The organism is Pseudomonas sp. NFR16, from assembly GCF_900108875.1.
GTDB lineage: Bacteria > Pseudomonadota > Gammaproteobacteria > Pseudomonadales > Pseudomonadaceae > Aquipseudomonas.
On sequence record NZ_FNYJ01000006.1, the window covers coordinates 421,425 to 445,042 of the forward strand.

Genomic DNA, 23,618 nt, shown 5'->3' on the forward strand with positions numbered 1-23,618 from the left:
CGAAGGCTTCATGTCAGCCACCCAATCTCCTCCATCAGAGACGCCCTCATCGCGAGCAAGCTCACTCCTACCTTATTAGCGGTGTGACGCAGCTCAGCCAAACACCACAAAACCCCTGTAGGAGCGCGCTTGTCCGCGAAAGCTTCAGTTCAGCCACCCAATCTCTACCAGCAGAAACGCCCTCATCGTGAGCAAGCTCACTCACACTCATACCGCGCATCCTCCAGCGACGCGGCTGTTATGCGTTACTGCGCCCTGCGCAGCAATCCGCTGAACTCCCGGCCCCTGGCCTGACTCTCAACCCAAAGATCACTCCGATCATCGGCGCAAGGATCAGGCATGGCTATCACCGGCGTTCAATCCGAAACGGAGCAGGCCAAGGGTCGGCTGTTCGAGACCGATCTGCCGGCGCGGCTGGACCGGCTGCCGTGGGGCCGGTTTCATACGTTGCTGGTGTTTGCCCTGGGCATCACCTGGTTGCTCGATGGTCTTGAGGTCACGCTCGCGGGTTCCGTCTCCGGGGCGTTGAAGGAGAGCCCGGTGCTGCGCCTCACGAATGCGGACATTGGCCTGGCGGGCGGTGCTTATATCTGTGGCGCGGTGCTCGGTGCGCTGTTTTTCGGCTGGCTGACCGACCGGCTCGGGCGCCGCAAGCTGTTCTTCATCACGCTGGCGCTGTACATCAGCGCGACTGCGGCCACGGCGTTTTCTTTCAGCCTGTGGAGCTTCATGCTGTTCCGGTTTCTGACCGGAATGGGCATCGGCGGCGAGTATACGGCCATCAACTCGACGATTCAGGAGTTCACCCCCGCGCGTTTTCGCGGCTGGGTCGACCTGACGATCAATGGCACGTTCTGGATCGGCGCTGCGCTGGGGGCGGGCGGGTCGATCTTGTTGCTGGACCCCGGCTGGATCGGCGCGGACCTGGGCTGGCGTCTGTGTTTCGGGATCGGCGCGGTGCTGGGACTGGTGATTCTGCTGATGCGACTGTGGCTGCCCGAGAGCCCGCGCTGGTTATTGATTCATGGCCAGAGCGAAGAAGCGCAGAGCATCGTCGAGAACATCGAGCGGCGTTTTCGCGAGCAGGGTCACGCGCTGCCGGCGCCCAGCGGCCCACCTCTGCGCCTGCATGCCCGAGACCACACGCCGCTGCGGGAGATCTTCGACACGTTGTTCAATACCTATCGGCAACGGGCGCTGGTCGGCATGACGCTGTTGACCGCTCAGGCTTTTTTCTACAACGCCATTTTTTTCACCTACGCACTGGTGCTGACTGAGTTCTATCAAGTGCCGTCGGCGTCGATCGGCTGGTACGTGCTGCCGCTTGCGCTGGGCAACTTCTGTGGGCCGCTGTTGCTGGGGCGGTTGTTCGATGTGATCGGCCGCCGCGTGATGATCAGCCTGACGTACGCCGTCTCGGCGATTCTGCTGTGCATCAGCGGGTACCTGTTCGAGCAGGGCGTGTTGAACGTGACCCAGCAGGCGATCGCCTGGATGATCATTTTCTTCTTCGCCTCCGCGGCGGCCAGTTCGGCTTACCTGACCGTCGCCGAAACCTTTCCGCTGGAGATCCGCGCGCTGGCCATCGCGGTTTTCTACGCGTTCGGCACGGCTCTGGGCGGCATCGTCGGCCCGATGCTGTTCGGCAGGCTGATCGACAGCCATGAGCGCGGCCCGGTGTTCATCGGCTATCTGATCGGTGCGGCGTTGATGTTGTTGGCTGCGGCGGTGCAGGCGATCTGGGGCGTCTCTTCAGAGCGCAAATCCCTGGAGCAGGTCGCACGGCCGCTGTCTCAGGCGAGTGATTGACAGCGCGCTCGATCCGAGGCCATCGCCCAGCGGGCTCCAGCGCAGCGGATACGCGAACGTCGCTGGCGTTGGTGCAGGTGCTTGTCCATGGATGGGCAGTCAGCTGTGTGCTGCACACCGTACTGGTCAGTTTTCTTCAATACGCCTGCGACGCTCGCCACTTAAGGTTCGCGCTCATCCAGTGAGCAGAGAGTTGCAGCAATGAACCTGATGATTTCCATGGCGGCCTTCGCCCTTGCGGCGTCTATTTCTCCGGGGCCGGTGAATGTGGTGGCGCTCAGCTGCGGGGCGCAGTTCGGTCTCGCCGCAAGCTTGCGCCATGTGACGGGCGCCACGGTGGGCTTCGTCTTGCTGCTGGTGTTCACGGGTTTCGGGCTGCACGAAGTGCTCGTCCGATACCCGATGCTCACCGATCTCATTCGCTGGGCGGGCATGGCGTTCCTGATCTATCTGGCGTGGAAACTGGCGATGGACGACGGCCAGTTGCAGGTCGGCAAGCCCACGCGTCGGCCCTCGTTGCTCAGGGGGGCGGCCATGCAATGGCTCAACCCCAAGGCCTGGTTGGCAGCAGTGGCGGGGATGGGCGCATTCGTGGCCGATGGCGAAGCTCGGCTGATCGGCCTGTTTGCGCTGATCTACCTCATCGTCTGCTACCTGTCGGTGGCGTGTTGGGCGTACGCCGGTGCGTTTCTGGGCCCTTACTTGCGCAGTTCCCGGCGCATACGCATGTTCAATCGCAGCATGGCGACCTTGCTGGCTGGCTGCGCCGTCTCGCTGCTCTATGTGTGATTACTGGCGATATTGCCCGGGCGTGGCCGCCAGATGCTTTTTGAACACCCGCTGAAAATGCGCCTGATCGGCAAAGCCGCTGCGCTGAGCAACAGCGGCAATCGGCTCGCCCTCGAGCAGTCGCGTCTGGGCGTGCTGGATGCGCCGGTTGATCAGGTACGCATGGGGCGTCATGTGGAAGTGCTGCTCGAAGGCGCGAATCAGATAGGCCTCCGACAGATTGGCGGCCTGACAGATGTCTTCCAGCCGGATCGGCTGCAAGAAATGTGCGTTGATGTAATGAGCGGCGCGTTCGATCCTGGCGCCGGCCTTTCTCACCGGCGGCCGACCCCCACCCAGACGCTCTTGCATCTGCGTGAAGAAGGCGATGGCTTGTTCATGGCGGGCCATGGTCTGGGTGTGCGGATCGATGAGCACGCGGTGCAGGCGCAGCAGCGCGTTAAACAGCTGCGGATCGTCGCAATGAGTGGCGGCGATCGGCTGAAAGCCCTGGTCTTCGCTGACGCCACACGCGTGCTGGATCCGGCTCAGCCAGGCCGCATCGACGTACAGCATGATGTAAGACCACGGCTGGTCGTCGATAGGGTTGCAGGCGTGAACATCGCCAGGATTCATCAGCACGACCGTGCCGCTGGCGATGGTCTGACAGGTCTTCTCGTGCAGATAGGTGCTCTGTCCGGCAGTGATCGCACCGACCGAGAACACCTCGTGCGAATGACGCGCGTAACAGACCTTGCGGCCGTCGGCGATCGAGCGGGCCTGAATGAAAGGTAGTTGCGGGTCCCGCCAGAACACCGGTGTTTCAGCGTTGATCACCGGGTTCTGAAGGGCCATGTCAGGTCATCCTCTGGCGTGTTTGCAGCTGCGGAAAATGTCCAGCGCAGGCTGGTACTCAATGGTGTTGACACCGAGCAAGCCTAGCACCGAATGAAACATGTAGTCATGGCTCAGGTCCGGCTGATTCTGCTTGGCCATCAGGCAATTGCGATCAATGCTGGCATCTTCCAGCGTCTGCTTGCCAAACCACATCACCATCGGCACGTGGGTCTGTGCTTCAGGGGCGATGGCGTACGGCGCGGCATGCAGATAAATGCCGTTTTCGCCGAGTGATTCGCCATGGTCGGACACGTAGATCATCGAGGTGTCGACCTTGTCCTGATTGCGCTTGAGCAGTTCGATGGTCTGCGAGAGGAAGTGATCGGTGTACAGAATCGTGTTGTCGTAGACGTTCTTCAGCTCATCCGAGGTGCAGCTGCCCAACTGATTGGTATGGCAGACCGGCGTGAAGCGTTCCATCGCCTTGGGGTAACGGTCGTAGTACTCCGGGCCGTGGCTGCCGTCGGAATGCAGGACAATGATCGCGTTGTCCTTGAGTGAGTCGATGTAGTCCTGCAAGCCGACCAGCAGCGATTCATCCAGGCAGTTCTGGCCGTCGCAGAACGCGCTCGGCTGGTTCTTCGGAACGTCGCTGTGCGGCACGCGCAGGCAGGTGCCCTTGCAATCGCTGTTGTTATCCAGCCACAGCACCTTGAGGCCCGCGCGCTGCAGCATGTCCAGCAGACCTTCATAAGTCTTGCCCTTTTTGTCGCTGTAATCTGTGCGCGAGAACCGCGAGAACATGCATGGCACCGACACGGCGGTCGACGTGCCGCAAGAGGCGACATGGGTGAAATTGAGGATGTCCTGTTGCTTGAGTTCCGGGTTGGTTTCCCGCCCGTAGCCATTGAGCGAGAAATGATCGGCGCGCGCCGTTTCCCCGACCACGAAAATCATCAGGCTCTTTTTCGGTCGCTGTTGCGCTTCGGGGCTGAGCACCGAGTCGGCGCCAACGGTCTGGATCTGCACCGTTTCCTTGATCGCCACCGTCTGCTTGGTCAGTTTGCCGAGGGCATAGAGGTAGTTGGTCGGGTTGATGAAGTGAGTCAGCTTGTCTTCGTCGCGAAAGATCGGCGCGTAGGTCGAATAGAACGGACCCACGGCGGCAGCGATCAGCAGAATGCAGCCGATGCACACCAGCACCTTGTTGACCAGCCCCGGCAAGACCCGGCGATAGGTCACCGGCAGCCACCAGATCAGCGCGATCGGCAGTACGCCGAGCAGACCCAGATAGAGAAACAATTGGCCACTGAGCAGTGCTTTGACTTCACCGGGGTTGGTCTCGAGCACGTTCTGCATCATCACCGTGTCGATGCTGATGCCGTAATCGTTCATGAAGTACGCCGCTGCGGCGGAGCCCAGGGCGACCAGACTCAGCACGGGTTTGAGCGTGGGGCGGAACGAGAACGGCATCAGCAGCAAGGTGATCGCCGCCCAGAGGAACAACCCGAACGACGCGTAGAATGCGACGGCCTTGAGGCCTTGCAGCTGAGTCAGCCCCAGCAGGGCGTGCCAGGTGGCGAGGTTATAGAAGGCGACCAGACAGAGCGAAAACAGCATGACGAGGCGGGTGGAGGTGACGGGTCTGACCACTGAACGCATTTCCATATTAGCGACTACTCGACGCAGGCCTGGCGCGCGTTCCGCTGGTCGTGTCCTTACGGCCGCACGTATGGAACGCCCGTCACAAGCAGGCAGATTGATAGGAGAGCGGAATATCGGGCGGAGTTTTTCAGAGCGATTGTGAAGAGTTCGTGAACGAAGTGTGGACAGCCTGTCAGGCCGCCTACTATTTTTTTCCGCGCAGGGCATTGCGCGTCGAAACAGGTTTGCTAGCCTGCGAAAACTCAAAAGCGGCAAGCACGCCACAAGGTATTCACGAGGCAGATGGAGGAGGTTTGATGAAGCTCATCGGTATGCTGGATTCGCCGTATGTACGACGGGTCGCCGTCAGCCTCACACGTCTGGGGATCGCGTTCGAGCACGAATCAGTGTCGGTCTTTCGCGGGATGGAACGGTTCAGGGAAATCAACCCGGTAATCAAGGCGCCGACCCTGGTCACCGACGACGGCGTGGTGCTCATGGAGTCCAGCCTGATCCTCGATTATGTCGAATTTCTCAAAGGGCCGGGCGAGGGCCTGATGCCTGCCGAACCCGCTCAACGCGTGCGCACGCTGCGCCTGACCGGGCTTGCCCTGGTGGCCTGTGAAAAAGCGGTGCAGATCTATTACGAGCGCAACCTGCGGCCTGCCGACATTCAACATGCGCCTTGGGTTGAGCGGGTCAGTGCTCAGTTGAAGACGGCCTGCGCCGAGCTTGAGCGGGAGCTCGAACGCCAGCCCTTGCTAGCGGACGCCGACATCGGGCAGGACGGCATCAGCATCGCGGTGGGTTGGTCGTTTATCCAGATGGCAGTGCCGGATCAGGTCAGCCCCGCGGATTACCCGCTGCTGGCGCAGTTCAGCGCCCGCGCGGAAACGCTGGAGATATTCAAGTCGCTGCCGATGGTTTGATCTTACCGGGCAAGCAGCTTCGCCACGGTGCCGTCGTTTTTCAACTGGGCAAACGCTGCCGCGATCCGTTTGACGGTGTCTTCCGGGGTCGCGGCGCTGAGTGCGACGTAAAGGCCTTTGGACAGCTCATCGAGGGTGTAAACGGCTTCCAGCTCCTCGAAGGCGATGTTCAGGTCCTTGCATTGCTCCCGCGCTTCCCGTTCAGGCAGCGGTACCAGCGCCACCTGGCCGCTGAGCAGCTTGCGCAAGTTGTCCAGATTGGTCGCCGAGACCACCATCTTGTTGAAACCCTTGCTCTCCAGAAACTCCTGGCGCGAGTCGTCCCGCACCACGCCGACGCTGTAGTTTCTGGCGTCTTCCAGGGTTGCGACCGCGATGTCCTTGCGAGCGCGCAGCTTGTAGAACATCGGCATGACCTGATCCAGTTCGCCCACCCATTTGAACAACGGCTCGCGTTCGCTGCTGCGGATGATGGGGTAAATCAGCACGTTGGGTTCCAGACGCGCCATGTCGTAGGCGCGGGCCCACGGGTACAGGGCCATGTGGTAATCGGTGATGCCGGCCCTGGCGAGGGTCTTTTCGACGATCTCGCTCGCCACGCCGCTGACCTTGCCGTTCTCCAGCGAACTGTAGGAAGAGTCTTCGGTGACCACCTGCAGCGTCGCCGCACTGGCCTGAAGGCAGATCCAGGCCAGCAGGCTGACGGTCAGAACCGTGCAGTGGCGTTGAATATTTCCCATGTCACTTCCTCTCCCTGATCAGATCTCGCAACGATTACGGCCCTGGCTCTTGGCCCGATACAGTGCGCGGTCGGCACTTTGCAACAACTGGTCGAAGCGCTCCATGGCCGTCGTGTCGAGTTCGGCGACGCCGACACTCAACGTGACGAAGGGCGAGACAGGCGACGCGCCGTGGGGCAATTGCCGGTCGACGAGCAGCCCACGCAAGCGCTCGGCCGACGCCAGCGCCTGCGTCGCGTCCTGACCGGGCAGCAGCACGGCAAATTCTTCGCCGCCCAGTCGGGCGACCAACTCGCCCGAGCGGGAAAACAGCGCGCTCATGGTCAACGCCACTTCGCGCAGGCACTGATCGCCCATCGCGTGGCCATGGGTGTCGTTGTACAACTTGAAAAAATCGACGTCGCACATCAGCACCGAAAACGGCAGTCCGTGGCGCAGTGCGCGGTTGAATTCCAGTTCCTTGAGTTCGTCGAAGTGCCGGCGGTTGGCAAGGCCGGTCAAGGGGTCGAAGCGGGTCAGCGCTTCCAGGCGGATGTTCGCCGCTTTCAACTGCGCCGTGCGTTGCTCTACCAGCTCGGCCAACTGGTCGCGGCTGGCCGCCAGCGCGATCTCGTCGCGGGCCTGGCGCTCGAGGTGGTTGGCCAGTTTGTCTTGCAGGTCGTTGACCCCGGCTTCCAGCAGGTCAAGTTCGTCACCGGCCTTGCCGCGGCGCTCCAGCGACAGGTGCGTCTTGAGGTTCTGCGGCGTCAATTGCTCCAGATGCCGGGCGATGCGCCGCACGTGCAATGTCACAGAGCGGTTGAACATGCCCATGATCAACCCCGCCAGCGCGAGCGACTGGATGATCTGCGTCAGCATGATGATGCCGACCTCTTTCCACAGGCGTTTCCAGAGCAGGCTCTCGTCGCCCTCGATCGTCAACTCGCCAACCACCTCGCTGGCGCCCGCGTAAGGACTGACCGTCAATTGCCGGCGCAGGGCAGGGGCCAGCACCGATCCGGCGTGCCCCGCATGCTGGCGCTCGACCACTTCGGGCGAACGGCCCGGGCGCAGGATGCGCAGCTCCACCCGGCCTACCGGTGCGGCCGTTGCCACACTGTCGATCTGCGCCTGCAGGGCTTCACTGTCCATCTCCCAGACGGCTTTGGACAACGTGCCCTGAAACACCTGATCGATCAGGCTCAGTTCGGCGGTCATGTTGGCAAGGTTGGTATTCCAGGCGAACCAGGTTCGCACCGTGACCGTCGCCAGGGTGAACAGGATGCAGAACGCCAGCGTGGCCAGTACCAGTCGGCGCGCCAGCGAGCCGCTGCGCGGTCGCGCCTCGGTGGTCTGGGTCGGGTTCGATTCGGACTCCGCAAGCATGCTCAATCCCATTTACGCGCGATGGCGTCGTAGGTGCCGTTCTCACGGATCGCCTTCAATCCGTCCTGAAACAGTTGCACGGTCGCATCCGACGTTCCGGGACTGAACGCCATGTTGAACCCTCCGGTTTCTTCCAGCGCCTGCACACGCAAAGATTGCACCAGCGTGCGCTCCGGGTCGTCACCGGCCTGGCGGGCGATGTAATAAGCATTGAGTTCGTCGGAGATCCACAGGTCGACGTGACCGGTCTGCAGCTTCTGGTAATTGAGTTCGTAACGATTGCTGGACTGCAATTGCTGACCGACGACGAAGCGATTGGCGATCAGGTATTGCTCGCCGACGTCTTCGTTGACCGTCGCGGTCTGCCAGTCACGGGCGTCCTCCAGGTCCATGAGGCTGACCGGATGGTTGGCGGAGGAATAGATGAACCAGCGCGAGGCCGCGATGGTGCCGACCCATTTGAACAGCGGCTCACGTTCCGGCGTACGCGTGATGGAGTAAATCAGCACGTTCGGGTCATGCAGAGCGAGATCGTAAGCCCGTGCCCATGGCATGGATTGAATGGTCGCCTGCACGTTCACCTGCTTGAGAACCGCCTGCACCACCTCGGTGCTCATGCCGGTCAGAACGCCGTCGCGGGTCATGTTGTAGGGCGGCAGCTCCTCGGTGACCACGCGTATGGGCTCGGCCAATGCGCCGCCCGCGCCCGGATTGACACACAGACACAGGCCCAGCGCGCGCAAAAGCACGCGGCCGATGGTGTGAACGAGCGATTGAAGTGTCATGGACGGCTACCTCAGCGACTGCAGTAGCGACTGTTTTCCGATCCCAACAGGACGGATCAACATGACCAGACTGCCTTGCACATCAGGATATCGGCTGAAAAATCCGCCACTTGAGACGGTTATCTGCCGTTCATCCTGTGGTTGAGGGGGGCCAAGGTCCTGGAACTGAACCTAGAGCCCCCTCAACGAATAGCGAGTCGAATTTCACGTGTGACGATTGAGCGCTCCTGACCTCACCACGAGCCATAGGGCACACCGAATTTCTCAATGTAGGCCTTGGACGTCGGTGAGAGAGGGTAATGTTTACCGCCAGACCTGCCATCGTATGGGCCGACCGGATCGACCTTGGCTTGCACGCGCGTAACTTCGATTGGTGAAAGACAAGGTCCGGTCACCCAAGCCTTTGCGATGCCGCCCGGTGCGAGGCCGATGACGATGGCTTCGCGGTATTCGACTTCCGTTTTTCCAGTGAATCGACAAAACGCTTTTTCTTTTTTGCGCATGATTTTTCGTGTCGACTCCGGGATGTCGATACGCGTGTGGTACGTCTTAGGTTCAACTAGCGATTGCCACCGGACGTAAATCTGCCTGGGAAGGTCGGCACCTCTAACGTATTTACCTGCGCCCCAACCGACACGGTCTGGCCATCCTTTAGGATCGCCTCTGAACACCTCTGGTATTCCCTTGCTAAGTGCACGCGGATATCCGATGGACGGCAATCCGCTTCCGGCCTGGACATATACCAATCCGGAGCCGTCGAATACATCGGCGGTCTCAATCCAGACCTCCATGTAGTCAGGGACGAAAAAACCCAAGCGCCAGGCGTCGTAGGGCATGGAGCGGCTGTGCGCAGTACAGCCATCCAGCAGCAGTAACACGGCCGCAGCCACTAAAAGCTTACTCATCCCTGATCTCACCACGAGCCATAGGGCACACCGAATTTCTCAATGTAGGCCTTGGACGTCGGTGAGAGAGGGTAATGTTTACCGCCAGCCCTGCCATCGTATGGGCCGACCGGATCGACCTTGGCTTGCACGCGCGTAACTTCGATTGGTGAAAGACAAGGTCCGGTCACCCAAGCCTTTGCGATACCGCCCGGTGCGAGACCGATGACGATGGCTTCGCGATAACCAGTGATCCACTTCCCATCAGCTCGGCAGAACGTTCGTTCCCCTTTACGCATGATCTCCCGTATTGACTCCGGGATATCGATGCGGGTGTGGTAAGTCTGCGGTTCCACCAGTGATTGCCAGCGAACGTAGATTTGCTTGGGAAGATCAGCGCCCCTGACGTATTTACCCGCGCCCCAACCGACACGGCCGGGCCAACCTTTAGGGTCGCCTCTGAACACCTCCGGTATTCCCCTGCTAAGTGCACGCGGGTAACCGATGGACGGCAATCCGCTTCCGGCCTGGACATATACCAATCCGGAGCCGTCGAATACATCCGCGGTCTCGATCCAGACCTCCATGTAATCAGGGGCAAAAAAACCCAAGCGCCAGGCGTCGTAGTGCATCGAGTGATTATGAGTGGCACAGCCGCTGAGCAGCAGTAACAAGACCGCAGCCACTAAAAGTTTACTCATGCCTGACCTCACCACGAGCCATAGGGCACACCGAATTTCTCGATGTAGGCTTTGGACGTTGGTGAGAGAGGACGGTATTTACCGCCTGACTTGCCATCATATGGGCCGACCGGATCGACCTTGGCTCGCACGCGCGCCACTTCGATTGGTGAAAGACAAGGTCCGGTCACCCAGGCCTTTGCGATGCCACCCGGTGCGAGGCCGATGACGATGGCTTCGCGGTACTGGACTTCCATTTTTCCGGTGAATCGACAAAACGTTTTTTCTTTTTTGCGCATGATGTTTCGTATCGACTCCGGGATGTCGATGCGCGTGTGGTACGTCTGAGGTTCGACCTGTGACTGCCAACGAACGTAGATCTGCCTCGGCAGATCGGCCCCGGTGACGTACTTGCCCGCACCCCATCCAGGTCGTTCAGGCCAACCTCTAGGATCACCTCGAAATTTACTTGGCACCTCTTTACGTAAAACTCGCGGATAGCTAATCGCAGGGACCCCGCTTCCAGCCTGGACATAGACCAGCCCGGATCCGTCGAACACGTCAGCAGTTTCTATCCAGGCCTCCATGTAGTCAGGAACGAAAAACCCCAGACGCCAAGCGTCGTAGGGCATGGAGCGGTTGTGTGCAGTGCAGCCATCCAGCAGCAGTAACAGGGTCGCAGCCACTAAAAGCTTACTCATCCCTGATCTCACCACGAGCCGTAGGGCACACCGAATTTCTCGATGTAGGCTTTGGACGTCGGTGAGAGAGGGCGGTGTTTACCGCCTGACTTGCCATCATATGGGCCGACTGGATCGACCTTGGCTTGCACGCGCGTAACTTCAATTGGAGAAAGGCAAGGTCCGGTTACCCAAGCCTTTGCGATGCCGCCCGGTGCGAGGCCGATGACGATGGCTTTGCGATAACCGGTGATCCATTTCGCAGTAGCTCGGCAGAAAGTTCGTTCCCCTTTACGCATGATCTCCCGTATTGACTCCGGGATATCGATGCGGGTGTGGTAGGTCTGGGGTTCGACCAACGATTGCCAGCGTACGTAGATCTGCTTGGGCAGGTCAGCTCCTCTGACGTATTTTCCTTTTCCCCACCCCATGTGCTGCGGCCAACCGTTCGGCTTTCCTTTGAAAACCGTTGGAATACCGGTGCTGAAAGCTCGTGGATAACTGATTGCAGGGACTCCGCTGACAGCCTGGACATAGACCAGTCCAGAGCCATCGAATACGTCAGCGGTTTCAATCCAGACCTCCATATAGGCAGGTGCGAAAAAGCCAAGACGCCAGGCTTCGTAGGGCATGGAGCGGCTGTGCGCAGTGCAGCCGCTGAGCAGGAGCGCCATTATCACAAAGGAGGTGATCCTAATCATTGGGATGAACCGTGCGTAAGTCAGATTCACCGGGCCGATTGATGAACACGATTTCCGTGCCGCTGAACCAGTCATTCACCGGGTTCCAATGGGCGGAGATGTGGACGTAGCGACGATAGATGAGCGCCTCTTCGCTTGCGGTCAGGCCGTGGGTAGGTGTGTTCCCCAAGGCGTAGTTGATGAGCTTCTCGCTGACAGGAACAAGCGGTTCGGGCAATGCGAGCCGGGGGTTGCTGTCATCTATGGGATCGAACGGCACACCATTCTGCACGCCCAGTTCGCGCATGACCCGCAAGTAAACGAGGGACAGATCGTTGTGGACCGTTCGCTCGGAGCTGACAGCCGCGTAAATCCGCTTGGCCCTCTGGAGATCACCCTTGGCGCGACTGGCGATCTCCCGTTCCCATGTACGGATTCTCAGCGACAGGCCGTACTTGGCGTATTGGCTTTGCAGTTTGCGCAGGTCCGCCACTGCTAGCTGGTAACTGAGCGCAGTCGTTACGGCCGATGCCGGGTCGATGTCGCTGAATTGTGGACGGCTTAGCAGGACTCGCTCCGTGACATCGGGTCGGTAGCCGCCGCCGAGGTCGGAATGCACGCCGGGCAGCACGATGTCGGCACTGCCCGCCTGATTCAGCGAGAAGTTATAGCGGCGCTCATCCTGAGCGACGAGGTGAACGATCTTTCTGGCCGCGTCAGGTGCCAGGCGGACGTCGATGCCTGGGTTATTCGCGTTGTTGCCGCTGAAGTCGCCGTGCAGATGCGCGGCAATAGCGGCGACGGTATCGATGATGCCGATGTAATTGATGCAGAAGTCGATCTCGTGCCGCCATGCGAACCCCTCGGCCAGAACAGGTGATCCGGCAGGAAGGACGTTGGCGACAATACTGCGGGCGCCTTTGAGGACCTCGTTGGCGAAGTCCCTCGCCGCTGCGGCACCACGACTGAAGCCAAAAATGTCGAACTCGATCTTTTCGACGCGTTTGTCTGGATTGTTTTCTTGAAAAGTACTGAGAATTTCTGAGAGCAGTTCTGGGCTCTGTTCCACCCGAGCTCTCACGCCCTGTGCGCCTAGCCCTGTTCCTTGAGAAAACCTTGAGTCGCCTGCGGTACTGCTGGTGCCGATGCCTTCGATGTAGACTGGAAATGAAGCGATGACTACATCATCACCTATCCGTTCTTCACTGTCGTTCTGATACAAATCATAAAGCTTCGCCACATTACTGCTGTCATTCCCGCGACTGTCGTCCGGTGCGCTGCCATGACCGTCGTAGCCTTGCATGGCACAGAAGCGTCGAATGTCCTCGGCGGCGTCTTCAAGGCCAAGGTCGCGGGCAAAGCAGCGGAACGCTTGTTCGCTGTTCGTGCGGTTGTTGCCGGTGCCGTCGAAGAACATCCCGACGCGCAGGGTGATGAGTTGCTCCAGCTCGACTTCTTCCTCTTCCTCCTCATATGTTTCATCCACGAAATCGTTTTTTCGCTGCTGAGCGGGCGCGGTCGGCGTGGCCGAAACGGTATGGATGTCCCTCGCGGACGATGCCTCGGCTTCGTGATTTTCATAGCAGGATGCAAAGTGAGAGGCCTTCAAGCGAGCGCGGCAGGGACAGGAGCTGATGCTGTCCAGTGTGCCTGCCACGCGGCGACCGTAGCTGGTGAAGTGAGAGATTCCTCCGAGGATCCGGTAAGTATTGCCATCTACGCCGCACGTGACCCTGTCCCCTTCGCGGCAGTGATCAATGCCGTAGATGTCCAAGCCAGGGTGCGCCTCGACAACGAATCCACCGCAGGTGGTCCGGTCATGCTTACGAATGAAATAACCTGTCGCCATAAATCCCGATCCTTGATGGGCTGCGCTTCCATGCGGTTGAAAATTGCGTTGGGGTGACGGTTGAGGACACAGGGTCCATCAGGCGGCTCGCTGCTGTTTCAGACGTTCGGCAGGAAGTCAGCGGGGAGCGGAACGCCTTCGCGTTCGATGAAAAGCCAACCGTGATCCAGCGTGTTGATGATCTGATCCCCATTGCTCAGCTGGCTGCCCACGACCGCCACGTTCATGCGGGTTTTACCGGCGCCCGTGATGATCGTTGCGGTGCTGCCATCGGGGTAACTGACCACATCTCCGATCTGGGCCATCCGCAGTGTCACGCCTTCTCGGGTGCAGGTCACAGCGGACGATGCCCGGCTGATCACGCCGCCGTCGCGGGTCTGGCTGCCTTGCGTGGCAACCCGATAGATGGCAATGGGTGGATGCGCTGCCACATACGCCTCTGACTTGCGAAGCGCAAGAATGGCGGATTCGGCGAAGCCGACGATCTGCTCTTCGGTGAGGGGTTCCTTGTCGAGCGTGCGCAGGTATTCGGGAGTGACGTCGTTGTTGTAAGTCAGGGGTTGGGACTGATTCATCGCCAGGTTCCATAGCCATCAATGATGGGAGGCCTTCGCCCAGCCGTGCGAGCGGTGATTGAAGGATGCTGACGGCTATGGTGGATAAAAAACGAGGATGCGGTGGCTGCGCGGAGCCGCTCTTGTCGTAGGGCAAGTCCGTAAAACGAACGCTTCGTTTCCTACAGAAGCACGCTATTTGTTATCGGTGTGGAGTGATTCTGGGGGCGGGATGTTTAGACCTGTGGCGTTCTGCCACACCAGCACACGCGGCACTTTTTGATCTGGATCAACGGTCTCGGACTTGGCTGTAGGAAAAATACCCTGCACCCCGACGAGTCCTCAACATGCCCGGTCCTCTCGCGTTCCTCAAACACCCGCTGGCGAAAGAAATCGGTCTGATCCTGTTGATCAAACTCGTCCTGTTGATGGGAATCCGCTGCGTCTGGTTCGACGCGCCGGTCGAGGTCAAGGATGACGGGGTGCAAGCCGGCCTGCATGTATTGGGCGCCCCTCCCGTATCTCCTGAGAAGAACCCAAAATGATTTCGGAATCAGTCGTCGACCTCTCTCGGCTGCAGTTCGCGATGACCGCGCTGTACCACTTTCTGTTCATACCCCTGACACTGGGCATGACGTTCCTGCTGGCGATCATGGAGTCGGTCTACGTCATGACCGGCAAACAGGTCTACAAGGACATGACCCAATTCTGGGGCAAGCTGTTCGGCATCAACTTCGCCCTGGGCGTGACCACCGGCCTGACCATGGAGTTTCAGTTCGGCACCAACTGGGCCTACTACAGCCATTACGTGGGCGACATTTTCGGCGCGCCGCTGGCGATCGAAGGGCTGATGGCGTTCTTCCTCGAATCGACCTTCATCGGCCTGTTCTTCTTCGGCTGGGACCGGCTGAGCCGCGTGCAGCATCTGTCGGTCACCTGGCTGGTGGCGATCGGCTCGAACATGTCGGCGCTGTGGATTCTCATCGCCAACGGCTGGATGCAGAACCCCGTCGGCGCGGAGTTCAACTTCACCACCATGCGCATGGAAATGACCAGCTTCAGTGACCTGGTGTTCAACCCGGTGGCGCAGGTGAAGTTCGTTCACACCGTGGCATCCGGCTATGTGACCGGTGCGATTTTCGTCCTGGCGATCTCCAGCTGGTACCTGCTCAAGGGCCGCGACACCGGATTTGCGCGGCGCTCGTTCGCCATCGCGTCGGCGTTCGGCATGGCGTCGATCCTCTCGGTGATCATCCTGGGTGACGAGTCCGGCTACGAGATCGGCGATGTGCAGAAAACCAAGCTGGCCGCCATCGAAGCCGAGTGGGAAACCGAACCTGCGCCAGCCGCCTTTACGCTGTTCGGCCTGCCTAACCAGGAAACCCAGCGCACCGATTACGCGGTCAAGATCCCGTACGTGATGGGGATCATCGCCACCCGCTCGGTGGACAAGCAGGTCACCGGTATCAAGGATCTGGTCAGCGAGCATCAGGGCCGCATCCGCAACGGCATGGTCGCCTACGACCTGCTGGGCAGACTGCGCGCCGGTGACAAGAGCCAGCAGACCCTCGATGCCTTCAACGAGGTGAAGAAAGACCTCGGTTATGGCCTGTTGCTCAAGAAGTACACCGACAAGGTGGTCGACGCCAACGAGCAGCAGATCAAACAGGCGGCGCTGGACTCCATCCCGCACGTGGCTTCGATCTTCTGGACCTTTCGCGTGATGGTGCTGAGCGGCTCGCTCATGTTGGCGCTGTTCATCTGCGCCTTCTGGGCTTCTGCCCGCAAGAACGAGTCGAGCAAGCGCTGGTTGCTGAAGTGGGCGCTGTTCAGCCTGCCGCTGCCGTGGATTGCCACACAGACCGGCTGGTGGGTGGCCGAGCACGGCCGTCAGCCCTGGTCGATCGGTGAGGTGCTGCCGGTTCACCTGTCGGCGTCGACGCTGTCTTCGGGAGATGTGATCGGCTCGATCGTGGCGCTGGTGACCTTCTACACCTTGCTGCTGGTGATCGAAATGTACCTGATGATCAAGTTTGCCCGCCTGGGCCCGAGCAGCCTGCACACCGGTCGTTACCACTTCGAACAGCGCGACAGCGACTTGTCCGCACCTGCCCAACAACCGGCGCTGGCCTGAGGAACACACGATGTTCGATTACGAGACACTCAAACTGATCTGGTGGGTGCTGGTCGGCGTGCTGCTGATCGGCTTTGCCCTGACCGACGGCTTCGACCTGGGCGCGGCCATGCTGATGCCTTTCGTCGGTCGCACCGACAACGAGCGGCGAGTGGTCATCAACACCATTGCGCCGCACTGGGAAGGCAATCAGGTCTGGCTGATCACGGCCGGTGGCGCGCTGTTCGCGGCCTGGCCGCTGGTGTACGCCGCAGCGTTCTCAGGGATGTACTGGGCGCTGTTGCTGGTGTTGTTCGCCTTGTTCGTGCGCCCGGTGGGCTTCGATTACCGCAGCAAACTGGACAACACCCGCTGGCGGCAAAGCTGGGACTGGGGGCTGTTTGCCGGCGGGCTGGTGCCGTCGCTGGTGTTCGGCGTGGCCTTCGGCAACCTGCTGCTGGGGGTGCCGTTCCGCTTCGATGAAAACCTACGCTCGAGCTATCTGGGCAATTTCTGGCAGTTATTGAGTCCGTTTGGCCTGCTGGCCGGTGTGGTCAGCCTGAGCATGCTCGGTCTGCATGGCGGCACCTGGTTGATGATGCGCACCGAGGGCGCGGTCGGCCGTCGTTCACGTCGCGCGTCGCAGCTACTGGCGCTGGTGTTTCTGCTGTCGTTCATCGGGGCGGGCGTCTGGCTGCTGCTCGGTGGCATTCAGGGCCTGAGCATCACCTCGGCGTTCGATGCCGGCGCAGCGCTCAATCCGCTGAGCAAGACTGTCGATGCCGACAACCACGGCTGGATGGCCAACTATCACCAGCATCCACTGACGGTCATCGCGCCGCTGCTGGGTGTGTTCGGCGGCCTGCTGGCCTTGCTCGGCGCCAGTGCGGGGCAGGGGCGCACGGCGTTTCTGGGCAGCAGCCTGGCCATCGTCGGTGCCCTGTGCACGGCAGGCTTTGCGCTGTTCCCGTTCGTCATGCCGTCCAGCCTCGACCCGGCTTCCAGCCTGACGGTGTGGGACGCCGTATCCAGCCATAAAACCATGGGCATCATGCTGGTCGCCGCGTTGATCTTCGTGCCGCTGATCCTCGCTTACACCCTTTGGTGCTACGCCAAAATGTGGGGCAAGGTCACCACCGCCCACATCGATCACGACCCTCACGGCCTGTATTGAGCCCGACCCTCGGACAAGGAGACCTTCTCATGTGGTATTTCGCCTGGATTCTCGGCGTGTTGCTGGCCTGCAGCTTCGGCATCATCAATGCGTTGTGGCTTGAGTCAGCGGACAGCAAGGCGCTGGAGAACGGCCGTGACAACTGATGTGCTGAACGCACCGTTCCGACACGCCCTGGGCAGGGCGCTGTCGCTGCTTCTGGCGATTCCGTTGAGCCTGGTGCTGATGATTCATCCCGCGTCGATGCTCGATGCCAGCGGCCATTATTCCCACGGCATGCTGATGCTGATCATGTGGGGCGTGGCCGGCGGTTATGTTCACGGCGTCGGTTTCAAACCGCGGGCGCTGGCCTGGCGGGGGGCGTTTCACCCGCTGCTGGCCTGGGGACTGATGGGCCTGGGCGTTGTCGTCCTGGCCCAGGCGCGTCAGTGGGTCTGAGCCTTCGCCGCTTTCACCGCAGGGACAATGGACAGGGCAATCAATGCAGCCACTGCGCAGAGCAGCCCTGAAATGAAAAACGCCGGCAGGTACGTGGCAAAGTGGCTGCGTGTCCAGCCGGCACCGAAGGCTGCGAATGCCGCGCCCAGTTGATGGCCGGCGAATACCCAGCCGAAGACGATGTTGGCGCGTTCTGCGCCGAATTTCTGCGCGGTCAGTTTCACCGTCGGCGGCACGGTCGCGATCCAGTCCAGGCCGTAGAGCAGGGCGAAGATCGACAGGCCGAACACCGTGAAGTCGAGAAACGGCAGCAGCACCAGCGACATGCCCCGAAACCCGTAATACCAGAACAACAGCCAGCGGTTGTCGAAGCGATCCGACAGCCAGCCGGAGCCGATGGTGCCGAAAAAGTCGAAGATCCCCATCACCGCCAGCATGCCCGCCGCCGTGGTCGCGGCCAGGCCGAAGTCGCCGCACATGGTGATAAAGTGCGTCTGAATCAGGCCGTTGGTGCTGGCGCCGCAGATGAAGAAGGTCATGAACAGCACCCAGAAGGTCCAACTCTTCGCCACCTCGCGCAGCACGCTCAAGGGTGTCAGCAGCAACTGAATGAAATCATGGGTGCTGGTGGCGGCGGGCTGGATTTCGGTCTCGCCGTACAGCGGCAGTTGCAAGTCGGCAGGCCGATTGCGCATCAGTGCCAGTACGGCGACGCCCGCGATGATGATCGCCGTGCAGATGCAGGCCAGTGCGGTACGCCAGCCAAAATGCTCGGTGAGGTTGGCCAGCATCGGCATGAACACCAACTGACCTGTCGCGGAGCTCGCTGACAACAAGCCCATGGCCAGCCCTCGATGCCGGGAAAACCAGCGGGTGGCGACGGTTGCGCCGAGCACCATGGCGGTCAGACCGGTGCCGAACCCCACCACAACGCCCCACAGCAGAACCAGTTGCCAGAACTGGGTCATGAACAGCGACAGCACCATGCCGCTTGCCACCAGCGTCAACGCCGTCAGCACGACCTTGCGCACGCCGAAATGGTTCATGAACGCCGCAGCAAACGGACCGACCAGGCCAAACAGCGCGAAGCGTACCGCCAGCGCGGAGGAAATCTCGGCAGTGTCCCAGCCGAATTCAGCTTCCAGCGGCCTGATGAAAACCCCCGGCGCGCCCACAGCGCCCGCCATTACGAGCATGGTCAGAAAGGTAACCGCCAGGACGACCCAGCTGTAGTGAATGCGGCGACGAGACAGCGTTGCCGCCAGGACAGACGAGACCATGAGTGTTCCCCGAAGCAGGTAGAGAGTGCCAAATCAAGAGTATGGACGTACGCCAATATGAGGTCGTATCCGGGGCATCTTCGTCAAGGACTTATTTCAAATTGTTTCGAATTCAGGACTCCGTTCGCAGGTTGACTAAACAGAGAAGCGGGCCGCGGCGCAGATGCGCATGCCAGGAAATCCAGAGATCATTTCAGCAGCTGAAATGCTCGGTTGCGTTTTCTGGTTATTCACAGCAGTAACGGTAAAGCGCAGCATCGGCTCCAGTTCTTCCAACCAAACAAACCTGGAGCGCCATCATGAATACAATCAAGTTCTACCACTTTCCGCTTTCCGGCCACTCGCACCGTGCACAGCTGATGTTGTCGCTGTTGGGCCTCAAGCCAGAGGAGCACTTTGTCGACCTGGCCAACGGTGCCCAGAAAGCCCCGGAATTTCTGGCGCTGAACAAGTTCGGCCAAGTGCCGGTGATCGACGACAACGGCGTGGTCATCGCCGATTCGACCGCCATTCTGGTTTACCTCGCCAAGACCTACGATCCATCCGGCAAATGGCTGCCGGCCGACCCGGTCATCGCCGCTGAAGTCCAACGCTGGCTGTCGACGGCGTCGGGCCAGATCAATAACGGTCCGGCCAGAGCACGGTTGATCACGGTATTCGGTGCAGCCTTCGATCCGCAGGACACCATCGAACGCGCCCACGCCGTCTTGAAAATCATCGACGAGCATCTGCAAGGTCGTGAATTCCTGGCCGCGGATCATCCCACCATCGCCGACGTAGCCGCCTACAGTTATATCGCCCACGCGCCGGAAGGTAACGTTTCGCTGCGAGCGTACCCGAACGTCCTGGCCTGGCTTGACCGCATCGAAGCGCTGGAAGGCTTCGTGCCGATGCCGCGTACTGCCGCAGGCCTTCAAGCCTGATCACCTTCGCCACCCACGCTCGGCCCTGACGGCCCCGCACTGCTTGATCCGAGGAGGTTGTGCCATGAATGACATCGCATCGAACAAACCATCACCCTGGCATGACGGCGAGCGGGCGCTGCAAGCGACGATCGGCGTGGCCGAGCGGATGGAATCTCAAGGTAAGCGTGTCATCCGTGACTACATGCCCGACCAGCACCGCGAGTTCTATGAGCACTTGCCGTACCTGCTAGTCGGGGCGGTGGATGCGCAAGGCTGGCCCTGGGCGAGCCTGATCGACGCCGATGCCGGCTTCATCGATTCTCCCGATCCGCGCCGCCTGGACATCGCCCGCTTGCCGGACGCCGATGACCCGATGGGTTCGGCGTTCGCACCCGGGACGGCGCTCGGGATGCTGGGCATCGATCTGCACACCCGGCGCCGCAACCGCATCAACGGGCACATCACTGCAGTCGGTGATGGCGGTTTTTCGGTGGAAGTCGAGCACTCTTTCGGCAATTGCCCGCAATACATTCAGCTGCGCGAGCTCAAGCAAGTCGCTCTGCCGTACGTGGCCGAGCGTGCGCCGGTGCAACGCATGACTGCACTGGATGAAGCGGCGGTGGCGATGATCCGGGGCGCCGATACCTTTTTTGTCGCCAGTTACGTGGATCTTGAAGGCGAGCAGCCGCATCGCTCGGTGGATGTTTCTCATCGCGGCGGTCAGGCCGGGTTCGTCAGGGTCGAAGGCGACGTGCTGACCATCCCGGATTTCGCCGGCAACCTGCACTTCAACACGCTGGGCAATTTCAAGCTCAATCCCAAGGCTGGCCTGGTCTTCATCGACTTTGCCACAGGGGATCTGCTGCAACTGGCCGGACGCGTCACCTTGATTCTCGATGGCCCGGAAATCGCCGCGTTTCAAGGCGCCGAGCGGCTCTGGCAAGTGCAGGTCGAGGCCGTGGTCCGTCGGCCTGCGGCCCTGCGCTCGCGCTGGGAGTTTCAAGGGTTTTCGCCCAACAGTCTGATGACCGGTGACTGGCAGCAGACCGCGGCCCGGCTGCAGGCCGATGCATTGCGCGATCAATGGCGGCCGCTGCGGGTGACGCGCATCGAGGATGAAAGCGCCGGCATTCGCTCGTTTTACTTCGAACCTGCCGATGGCGCCGGCCTGCCGGCGTTCAAGGCCGGGCAGCATCTGCCGTTGCGCCTGAACCTGGCGGATCAGGCCAGGCCGCTGATCCGGACTTACAGCGTGTCCAGCGCGCCGTCCGATGATTTTTTCCGCATCAGCGTGAAGCGTGAGGGCCTGGCTTCGGCGCATCTGCATGATCGGGTACGGGTGGGCGATGTGCTGGAAGCGCGTGCGCCGCAGGGCAGTTTCGTTGTCGATCCGCAAGAGCCCAGGCCGCTGGTGCTGCTGGGGGCGGGCATTGGCGTGACGCCCATGCTGTCGATGCTGCGCGAGGTGATTTACGAAGGCAAACGGACACGGGGAGGGCGTGCGACATGGTTCATTCAAAGTGCACGTCGTCTGGTGGATCTGGCGTTTCGCGAGGAATTGGACACACTCATTGCGGAGGCTGGAAACCAGCTGACCGCCTTGCGCGTGCTCAGTCAGCCGGAAAGCGGCGCTCGCGCGGGTCAAGACTTCCACGCGACAGGGCGGATTGACCTGACCCTGCTCAAAGCGCTGTTGCCGTTCAACGATTTCGACTTTTACGTCTGCGGGCCGACCAGCTTCACCCAGGCGTTGTATGACGGCTTGCGGGCCATGCACATTCGCGATGAACGGATTCACGCCGAAACCTTCGGGCCGTCCAGCCTCAAGCGCACCCGTGACGAGCAGACGAGCGCTTTGCAGCAACCGCCCGCCGCCACGACATCGGTGCCGGTGCTGTTCGAAAGGTCCGCCAAGGAAGCCCGTTGGCAACCTGAGGGCGGGAGTCTTCTGGAACTGGCCGAAAGCCGTGGTCTGAACCCTGAATACAGTTGCCGCGGCGGTTCATGCGGCACCTGCAAGACCCGGCTCGTCAGTGGCCAGGTGCATTACCCGGTCCCTCCGGCCGAAATGCCGGACAGCGACCACGTGCTGATCTGCTGCGCAGTCCCGGCCCAAGGGCCGTTGGTGCTCGATCTGTAAACATCCATGCGTGTGCAGGACAGGTTTGAGGAGTCGCCGAAATGAGTGAATGGCCAGCGTTCGAGAAAGAAGACAGTCCGGGTTCGTTTCAGGCCACCGAGCAGGAGGTTTCATGGCTGTTGCCACAATCGCTGGCTTCGCTGGCGGGCGAACTGGCGGCGAGCCATGAAGACAACGACAACCCCGCTACCGCCCGGCTGATTACCTGGGTGCTGTCGGTGTCCAGCTTCCATCGGCAGCGGCAATAAACTGCTCGGCCAGTCTCGGGATGGGGCAGGACAATCCCGCGCACGACCCGGACGCAGGGGTTGCAATCGCACGGCGAGAAATCTGATGATGGGCGGCGTTTCTTTCTAACCCGTATCAGCGCTGGGATCAGCGGCCCGGTTCATCTGGCGTCGGGGACAAGCCGGCATTGCTGGTCTTCGGGTTGTGCATCTGCCAATACAAGGATGTAGATTTTGATTACACGCAGAACCCTGATCGGCGCGACCCTGCTGGTGGGTCCCTCGTTGCTGATGATTCCTTCACTGGCTGGCGGCGCCGGCATTTCCCTTGAACAGCGACTGGCGGCACTCGAGCGCCGGCATGGCGGACGCCTTGGCGTCGCCATTTTCGACACCGCCAGCGAACGCATGATCAGCCATCGCGGTGACGAGCGTTTTGCCCTCTGCAGCACCTTCAAGTGCCTGGCCGTTGCCTGCGTGCTGGCCCGTGTCGATCGCCAGCAAGAGGACCTGTCGCGCCTGTTGGTGTATGGCAAAGAGCAATTGGTGCCATATTCGCCGACGACGGAAAAACATGCCGATGGCAGCGGCCTCAGTGTCGGTTCGGTGTGTGAAGCGGCGATCACGTTGAGTGACAACACGGCGGCCAATCTGCTGCTGGACAGTCTCGGCGGCCCGCAGGCGCTGACCGCATGGCTGCGGACGATTGGCGATCCGGCCACTCGCCTCGATCGTCGCGAACCCGAGCTCAATGAAAACCGCCCGGGCGACTTGCAGGACACCACCACGCCTCACGCCATGCTGCAAACGTTGAACCGGCTTGTGCTCGGCGACATCCTGTCGCCGGCTTCGCGCGATCAGTTGATTGCCTGGCTGGTGAACAACAAGACCGGCGACGACAAGCTGCGCGCCGGTTTGCCCGAAGGCTGGCGGGTGGGGGACAAAACCGGTTCGAATGCCCGGAACGCCAGCAACGATGTGGCGGTGATATGGCCGCCGCGTCGCCCGCCGATCATTGTGACCGTCTACTGCAGCGACGCGAGGGGGAGCAGCGACCAGCTCGATGCGCTGATCGCCGATGTCGGCAGGCTGGTGGCGTCCGTTTAAGCGCCGCTCGTTGCCGGAGCGGCGCCGTGC

Annotated in this window: 25 protein-coding genes; 12 read left to right on the forward strand and 13 right to left on the reverse strand. The window is 60.8% G+C overall.

All coding sequences use genetic code 11. The features are described from left to right. Positions 1-339: 339 nt before the first annotated feature. Positions 340-1,809, forward strand: coding sequence for an MFS transporter (locus BMZ10_RS23075; protein WP_093467713.1), 1,470 nt, complete (start codon positions 340-342; stop codon positions 1,807-1,809). Between the two features lie 201 nt (positions 1,810-2,010). Then, on the forward strand, positions 2,011-2,598 hold the full coding sequence (locus tag BMZ10_RS23080; RefSeq protein ID WP_093467716.1) for a LysE family translocator: 588 nt from the start codon (positions 2,011-2,013) through the stop codon (positions 2,596-2,598). Here the strand turns inward: BMZ10_RS23080 and BMZ10_RS23085 are convergent, their stop codons facing one another. Together BMZ10_RS23085 and BMZ10_RS23090 are read right to left on the reverse strand one after the other, a co-directional pair. After that, positions 2,599-3,432: an AraC family transcriptional regulator gene (locus tag BMZ10_RS23085; RefSeq protein WP_093467719.1), complete on the reverse strand. Its 834-nt coding sequence runs from the start codon at positions 3,430-3,432 to the stop codon at positions 2,599-2,601. It abuts the gene before it with no gap. A 6-nt stretch (positions 3,433-3,438) separates the two neighbouring features. Next, positions 3,439-5,082 (reverse strand): phosphoethanolamine transferase, encoded by a 1,644-nt coding sequence (locus BMZ10_RS23090; RefSeq protein ID WP_093467722.1) that lies wholly within the window; start codon positions 5,080-5,082, stop codon positions 3,439-3,441. A 293-nt stretch (positions 5,083-5,375) separates the two neighbouring features. Between BMZ10_RS23090 and BMZ10_RS23095 the strand changes: the two genes are divergently transcribed. Then, positions 5,376-5,987, forward strand: coding sequence for a glutathione S-transferase family protein (locus BMZ10_RS23095; RefSeq protein ID WP_093467725.1), 612 nt, complete (start codon positions 5,376-5,378; stop codon positions 5,985-5,987). A 2-nt stretch (positions 5,988-5,989) separates the two neighbouring features. Here the strand turns inward: BMZ10_RS23095 and BMZ10_RS23100 are convergent, their stop codons facing one another. From BMZ10_RS23100 to BMZ10_RS23140, 9 genes are all read right to left on the reverse strand, one after another. Then, positions 5,990-6,727, reverse strand: coding sequence for a substrate-binding periplasmic protein (locus BMZ10_RS23100; RefSeq protein WP_093467728.1), 738 nt, complete (start codon positions 6,725-6,727; stop codon positions 5,990-5,992). Between the two features lie 18 nt (positions 6,728-6,745). After that, positions 6,746-8,092 (reverse strand): GGDEF domain-containing protein, encoded by a 1,347-nt coding sequence (locus BMZ10_RS23105; RefSeq protein WP_093467731.1) that lies wholly within the window; start codon positions 8,090-8,092, stop codon positions 6,746-6,748. A gap of 2 nt (positions 8,093-8,094) precedes the next feature. Continuing rightward, on the reverse strand, positions 8,095-8,877 hold the full coding sequence (locus BMZ10_RS23110; protein ID WP_093467734.1) for a substrate-binding periplasmic protein: 783 nt from the start codon (positions 8,875-8,877) through the stop codon (positions 8,095-8,097). Positions 8,878-9,110: 233 nt separating this feature from the next. Beyond that, a complete protein-coding gene (locus tag BMZ10_RS23115; protein WP_093467737.1) occupies positions 9,111-9,782 on the reverse strand; it encodes a DUF2931 family protein in 672 nt (223 codons plus the stop codon). 8 nt (positions 9,783-9,790) lie between these two features. Then, complete coding sequence (locus BMZ10_RS23120; RefSeq protein ID WP_093467740.1) at positions 9,791-10,462, reverse strand: DUF2931 family protein; 672 nt, start codon at positions 10,460-10,462, stop codon at positions 9,791-9,793. 8 nt (positions 10,463-10,470) lie between these two features. Then, complete coding sequence (locus tag BMZ10_RS23125) at positions 10,471-11,142, reverse strand: DUF2931 family protein (protein WP_093467743.1); 672 nt, start codon at positions 11,140-11,142, stop codon at positions 10,471-10,473. Between the two features lie 8 nt (positions 11,143-11,150). Beyond that, the gene (locus BMZ10_RS23130) at positions 11,151-11,822 is read right to left on the reverse strand and encodes a DUF2931 family protein (protein ID WP_093467746.1); all 672 of its coding nucleotides are present in this window, start codon (positions 11,820-11,822) and stop codon (positions 11,151-11,153) included. Next, complete coding sequence (locus BMZ10_RS23135) at positions 11,815-13,650, reverse strand: PAAR domain-containing protein (protein WP_093467749.1); 1,836 nt, start codon at positions 13,648-13,650, stop codon at positions 11,815-11,817. The genes BMZ10_RS23130 and BMZ10_RS23135 overlap by 8 nt, the downstream gene beginning before the upstream one ends. A gap of 98 nt (positions 13,651-13,748) precedes the next feature. Beyond that, a complete protein-coding gene (locus tag BMZ10_RS23140) occupies positions 13,749-14,225 on the reverse strand; it encodes a PAAR domain-containing protein (protein ID WP_093467752.1) in 477 nt (158 codons plus the stop codon). A gap of 326 nt (positions 14,226-14,551) precedes the next feature. On the opposite strand from BMZ10_RS23140, the gene cydP reads away from it, so the two are divergent. The 5 genes from cydP to BMZ10_RS23165 are packed head-to-tail and all read left to right on the forward strand — an operon-like array spanning position 14,552 to position 17,929. Then, a complete protein-coding gene (gene cydP, locus BMZ10_RS23145) occupies positions 14,552-14,749 on the forward strand; it encodes a cytochrome oxidase putative small subunit CydP (protein ID WP_093467755.1) in 198 nt (65 codons plus the stop codon). Beyond that, a complete protein-coding gene (locus BMZ10_RS23150) occupies positions 14,746-16,338 on the forward strand; it encodes a cytochrome ubiquinol oxidase subunit I (protein ID WP_093467758.1) in 1,593 nt (530 codons plus the stop codon). The genes cydP and BMZ10_RS23150 overlap by 4 nt, the downstream gene beginning before the upstream one ends. A gap of 10 nt (positions 16,339-16,348) precedes the next feature. Then, positions 16,349-17,491: a cytochrome d ubiquinol oxidase subunit II gene (gene cydB / locus BMZ10_RS23155; protein ID WP_093467761.1), complete on the forward strand. Its 1,143-nt coding sequence runs from the start codon at positions 16,349-16,351 to the stop codon at positions 17,489-17,491. A 29-nt stretch (positions 17,492-17,520) separates the two neighbouring features. Continuing rightward, complete coding sequence (cydX, locus tag BMZ10_RS23160) at positions 17,521-17,637, forward strand: cytochrome bd-I oxidase subunit CydX (RefSeq protein ID WP_093467764.1); 117 nt, start codon at positions 17,521-17,523, stop codon at positions 17,635-17,637. After that, positions 17,627-17,929, forward strand: coding sequence for a cyd operon YbgE family protein (locus tag BMZ10_RS23165; RefSeq protein ID WP_177182184.1), 303 nt, complete (start codon positions 17,627-17,629; stop codon positions 17,927-17,929). The genes cydX and BMZ10_RS23165 overlap by 11 nt, the downstream gene beginning before the upstream one ends. On the opposite strand, the gene BMZ10_RS23170 is transcribed toward BMZ10_RS23165, so the two are convergent. Both BMZ10_RS23170 and BMZ10_RS27790 read right to left on the reverse strand, forming a co-directional pair. Continuing rightward, positions 17,917-19,209, reverse strand: coding sequence for an MFS transporter (locus BMZ10_RS23170; RefSeq protein ID WP_093467770.1), 1,293 nt, complete (start codon positions 19,207-19,209; stop codon positions 17,917-17,919). The two genes, BMZ10_RS23165 and BMZ10_RS23170, sit on opposite strands and share 13 nt — an antisense overlap. A 135-nt stretch (positions 19,210-19,344) precedes the next feature. After that, entirely contained in the window at positions 19,345-19,485 is a 141-nt protein-coding gene (locus BMZ10_RS27790) for a hypothetical protein (protein ID WP_177182201.1), read from the reverse strand. 23 nt (positions 19,486-19,508) lie between these two features. Here BMZ10_RS27790 and BMZ10_RS23175 point away from each other — a divergent pair, with 23 nt between their 5' ends. The 4 genes from BMZ10_RS23175 (at position 19,509) to bla (ending at position 23,588) form a co-directional block, all read left to right on the forward strand. Continuing rightward, positions 19,509-20,132, forward strand: a complete 624-nt coding sequence (locus BMZ10_RS23175) for a glutathione S-transferase family protein (RefSeq protein ID WP_093467773.1) — start codon at positions 19,509-19,511, stop codon at positions 20,130-20,132. Positions 20,133-20,196: 64 nt separating this feature from the next. Next, positions 20,197-22,254 (forward strand): 2Fe-2S iron-sulfur cluster-binding protein, encoded by a 2,058-nt coding sequence (locus BMZ10_RS23180; RefSeq protein ID WP_093467776.1) that lies wholly within the window; start codon positions 20,197-20,199, stop codon positions 22,252-22,254. Positions 22,255-22,295: 41 nt separating this feature from the next. Next, complete coding sequence (locus BMZ10_RS23185; RefSeq protein ID WP_093467779.1) at positions 22,296-22,502, forward strand: hypothetical protein; 207 nt, start codon at positions 22,296-22,298, stop codon at positions 22,500-22,502. Positions 22,503-22,715: 213 nt separating this feature from the next. Beyond that, a complete protein-coding gene (bla, locus tag BMZ10_RS23190) occupies positions 22,716-23,588 on the forward strand; it encodes a class A beta-lactamase (RefSeq protein WP_256214564.1) in 873 nt (290 codons plus the stop codon). Positions 23,589-23,618: the final 30 nt, after the last annotated feature.

What these genes read in the sequence shown, in the direction of transcription:
- cydP (WP_093467755.1), top strand. Translation starts at nt 14,552, where the DNA reads ATGCCCGGTCCTCTCGCGTTCCTCAAACACCCGCTGGCGAAAGAAATC.
- BMZ10_RS23095 (WP_093467725.1), top strand. Translation starts at nt 5,376, where the DNA reads ATGAAGCTCATCGGTATGCTGGATTCGCCGTATGTACGACGGGTCGCC.
- BMZ10_RS23170 (WP_093467770.1), bottom strand. Translation starts at nt 19,209, where the DNA reads ATGGTCTCGTCTGTCCTGGCGGCAACGCTGTCTCGTCGCCGCATTCAC.
- BMZ10_RS23085 (WP_093467719.1), bottom strand. Translation starts at nt 3,432, where the DNA reads ATGGCCCTTCAGAACCCGGTGATCAACGCTGAAACACCGGTGTTCTGG.
- BMZ10_RS23140 (WP_093467752.1), bottom strand. Translation starts at nt 14,225, where the DNA reads ATGAATCAGTCCCAACCCCTGACTTACAACAACGACGTCACTCCCGAA.
- BMZ10_RS23075 (WP_093467713.1), top strand. Translation starts at nt 340, where the DNA reads ATGGCTATCACCGGCGTTCAATCCGAAACGGAGCAGGCCAAGGGTCGG.
- BMZ10_RS23150 (WP_093467758.1), top strand. Translation starts at nt 14,746, where the DNA reads ATGATTTCGGAATCAGTCGTCGACCTCTCTCGGCTGCAGTTCGCGATG.
- BMZ10_RS23105 (WP_093467731.1), bottom strand. Translation starts at nt 8,092, where the DNA reads ATGCTTGCGGAGTCCGAATCGAACCCGACCCAGACCACCGAGGCGCGA.
- BMZ10_RS23120 (WP_093467740.1), bottom strand. Translation starts at nt 10,462, where the DNA reads ATGAGTAAACTTTTAGTGGCTGCGGTCTTGTTACTGCTGCTCAGCGGC.
- BMZ10_RS23115 (WP_093467737.1), bottom strand. Translation starts at nt 9,782, where the DNA reads ATGAGTAAGCTTTTAGTGGCTGCGGCCGTGTTACTGCTGCTGGATGGC.
- cydX (WP_093467764.1), top strand. Translation starts at nt 17,521, where the DNA reads ATGTGGTATTTCGCCTGGATTCTCGGCGTGTTGCTGGCCTGCAGCTTC.
- BMZ10_RS23175 (WP_093467773.1), top strand. Translation starts at nt 19,509, where the DNA reads ATGAATACAATCAAGTTCTACCACTTTCCGCTTTCCGGCCACTCGCAC.
- BMZ10_RS23135 (WP_093467749.1), bottom strand. Translation starts at nt 13,650, where the DNA reads ATGGCGACAGGTTATTTCATTCGTAAGCATGACCGGACCACCTGCGGT.
- cydB (WP_093467761.1), top strand. Translation starts at nt 16,349, where the DNA reads ATGTTCGATTACGAGACACTCAAACTGATCTGGTGGGTGCTGGTCGGC.
- BMZ10_RS23185 (WP_093467779.1), top strand. Translation starts at nt 22,296, where the DNA reads ATGAGTGAATGGCCAGCGTTCGAGAAAGAAGACAGTCCGGGTTCGTTT.
- BMZ10_RS23110 (WP_093467734.1), bottom strand. Translation starts at nt 8,877, where the DNA reads ATGACACTTCAATCGCTCGTTCACACCATCGGCCGCGTGCTTTTGCGC.
- BMZ10_RS23080 (WP_093467716.1), top strand. Translation starts at nt 2,011, where the DNA reads ATGAACCTGATGATTTCCATGGCGGCCTTCGCCCTTGCGGCGTCTATT.
- BMZ10_RS23100 (WP_093467728.1), bottom strand. Translation starts at nt 6,727, where the DNA reads ATGGGAAATATTCAACGCCACTGCACGGTTCTGACCGTCAGCCTGCTG.
- BMZ10_RS23180 (WP_093467776.1), top strand. Translation starts at nt 20,197, where the DNA reads ATGAATGACATCGCATCGAACAAACCATCACCCTGGCATGACGGCGAG.
- BMZ10_RS23130 (WP_093467746.1), bottom strand. Translation starts at nt 11,822, where the DNA reads ATGATTAGGATCACCTCCTTTGTGATAATGGCGCTCCTGCTCAGCGGC.
- BMZ10_RS23090 (WP_093467722.1), bottom strand. Translation starts at nt 5,082, where the DNA reads ATGGAAATGCGTTCAGTGGTCAGACCCGTCACCTCCACCCGCCTCGTC.
- BMZ10_RS23125 (WP_093467743.1), bottom strand. Translation starts at nt 11,142, where the DNA reads ATGAGTAAGCTTTTAGTGGCTGCGACCCTGTTACTGCTGCTGGATGGC.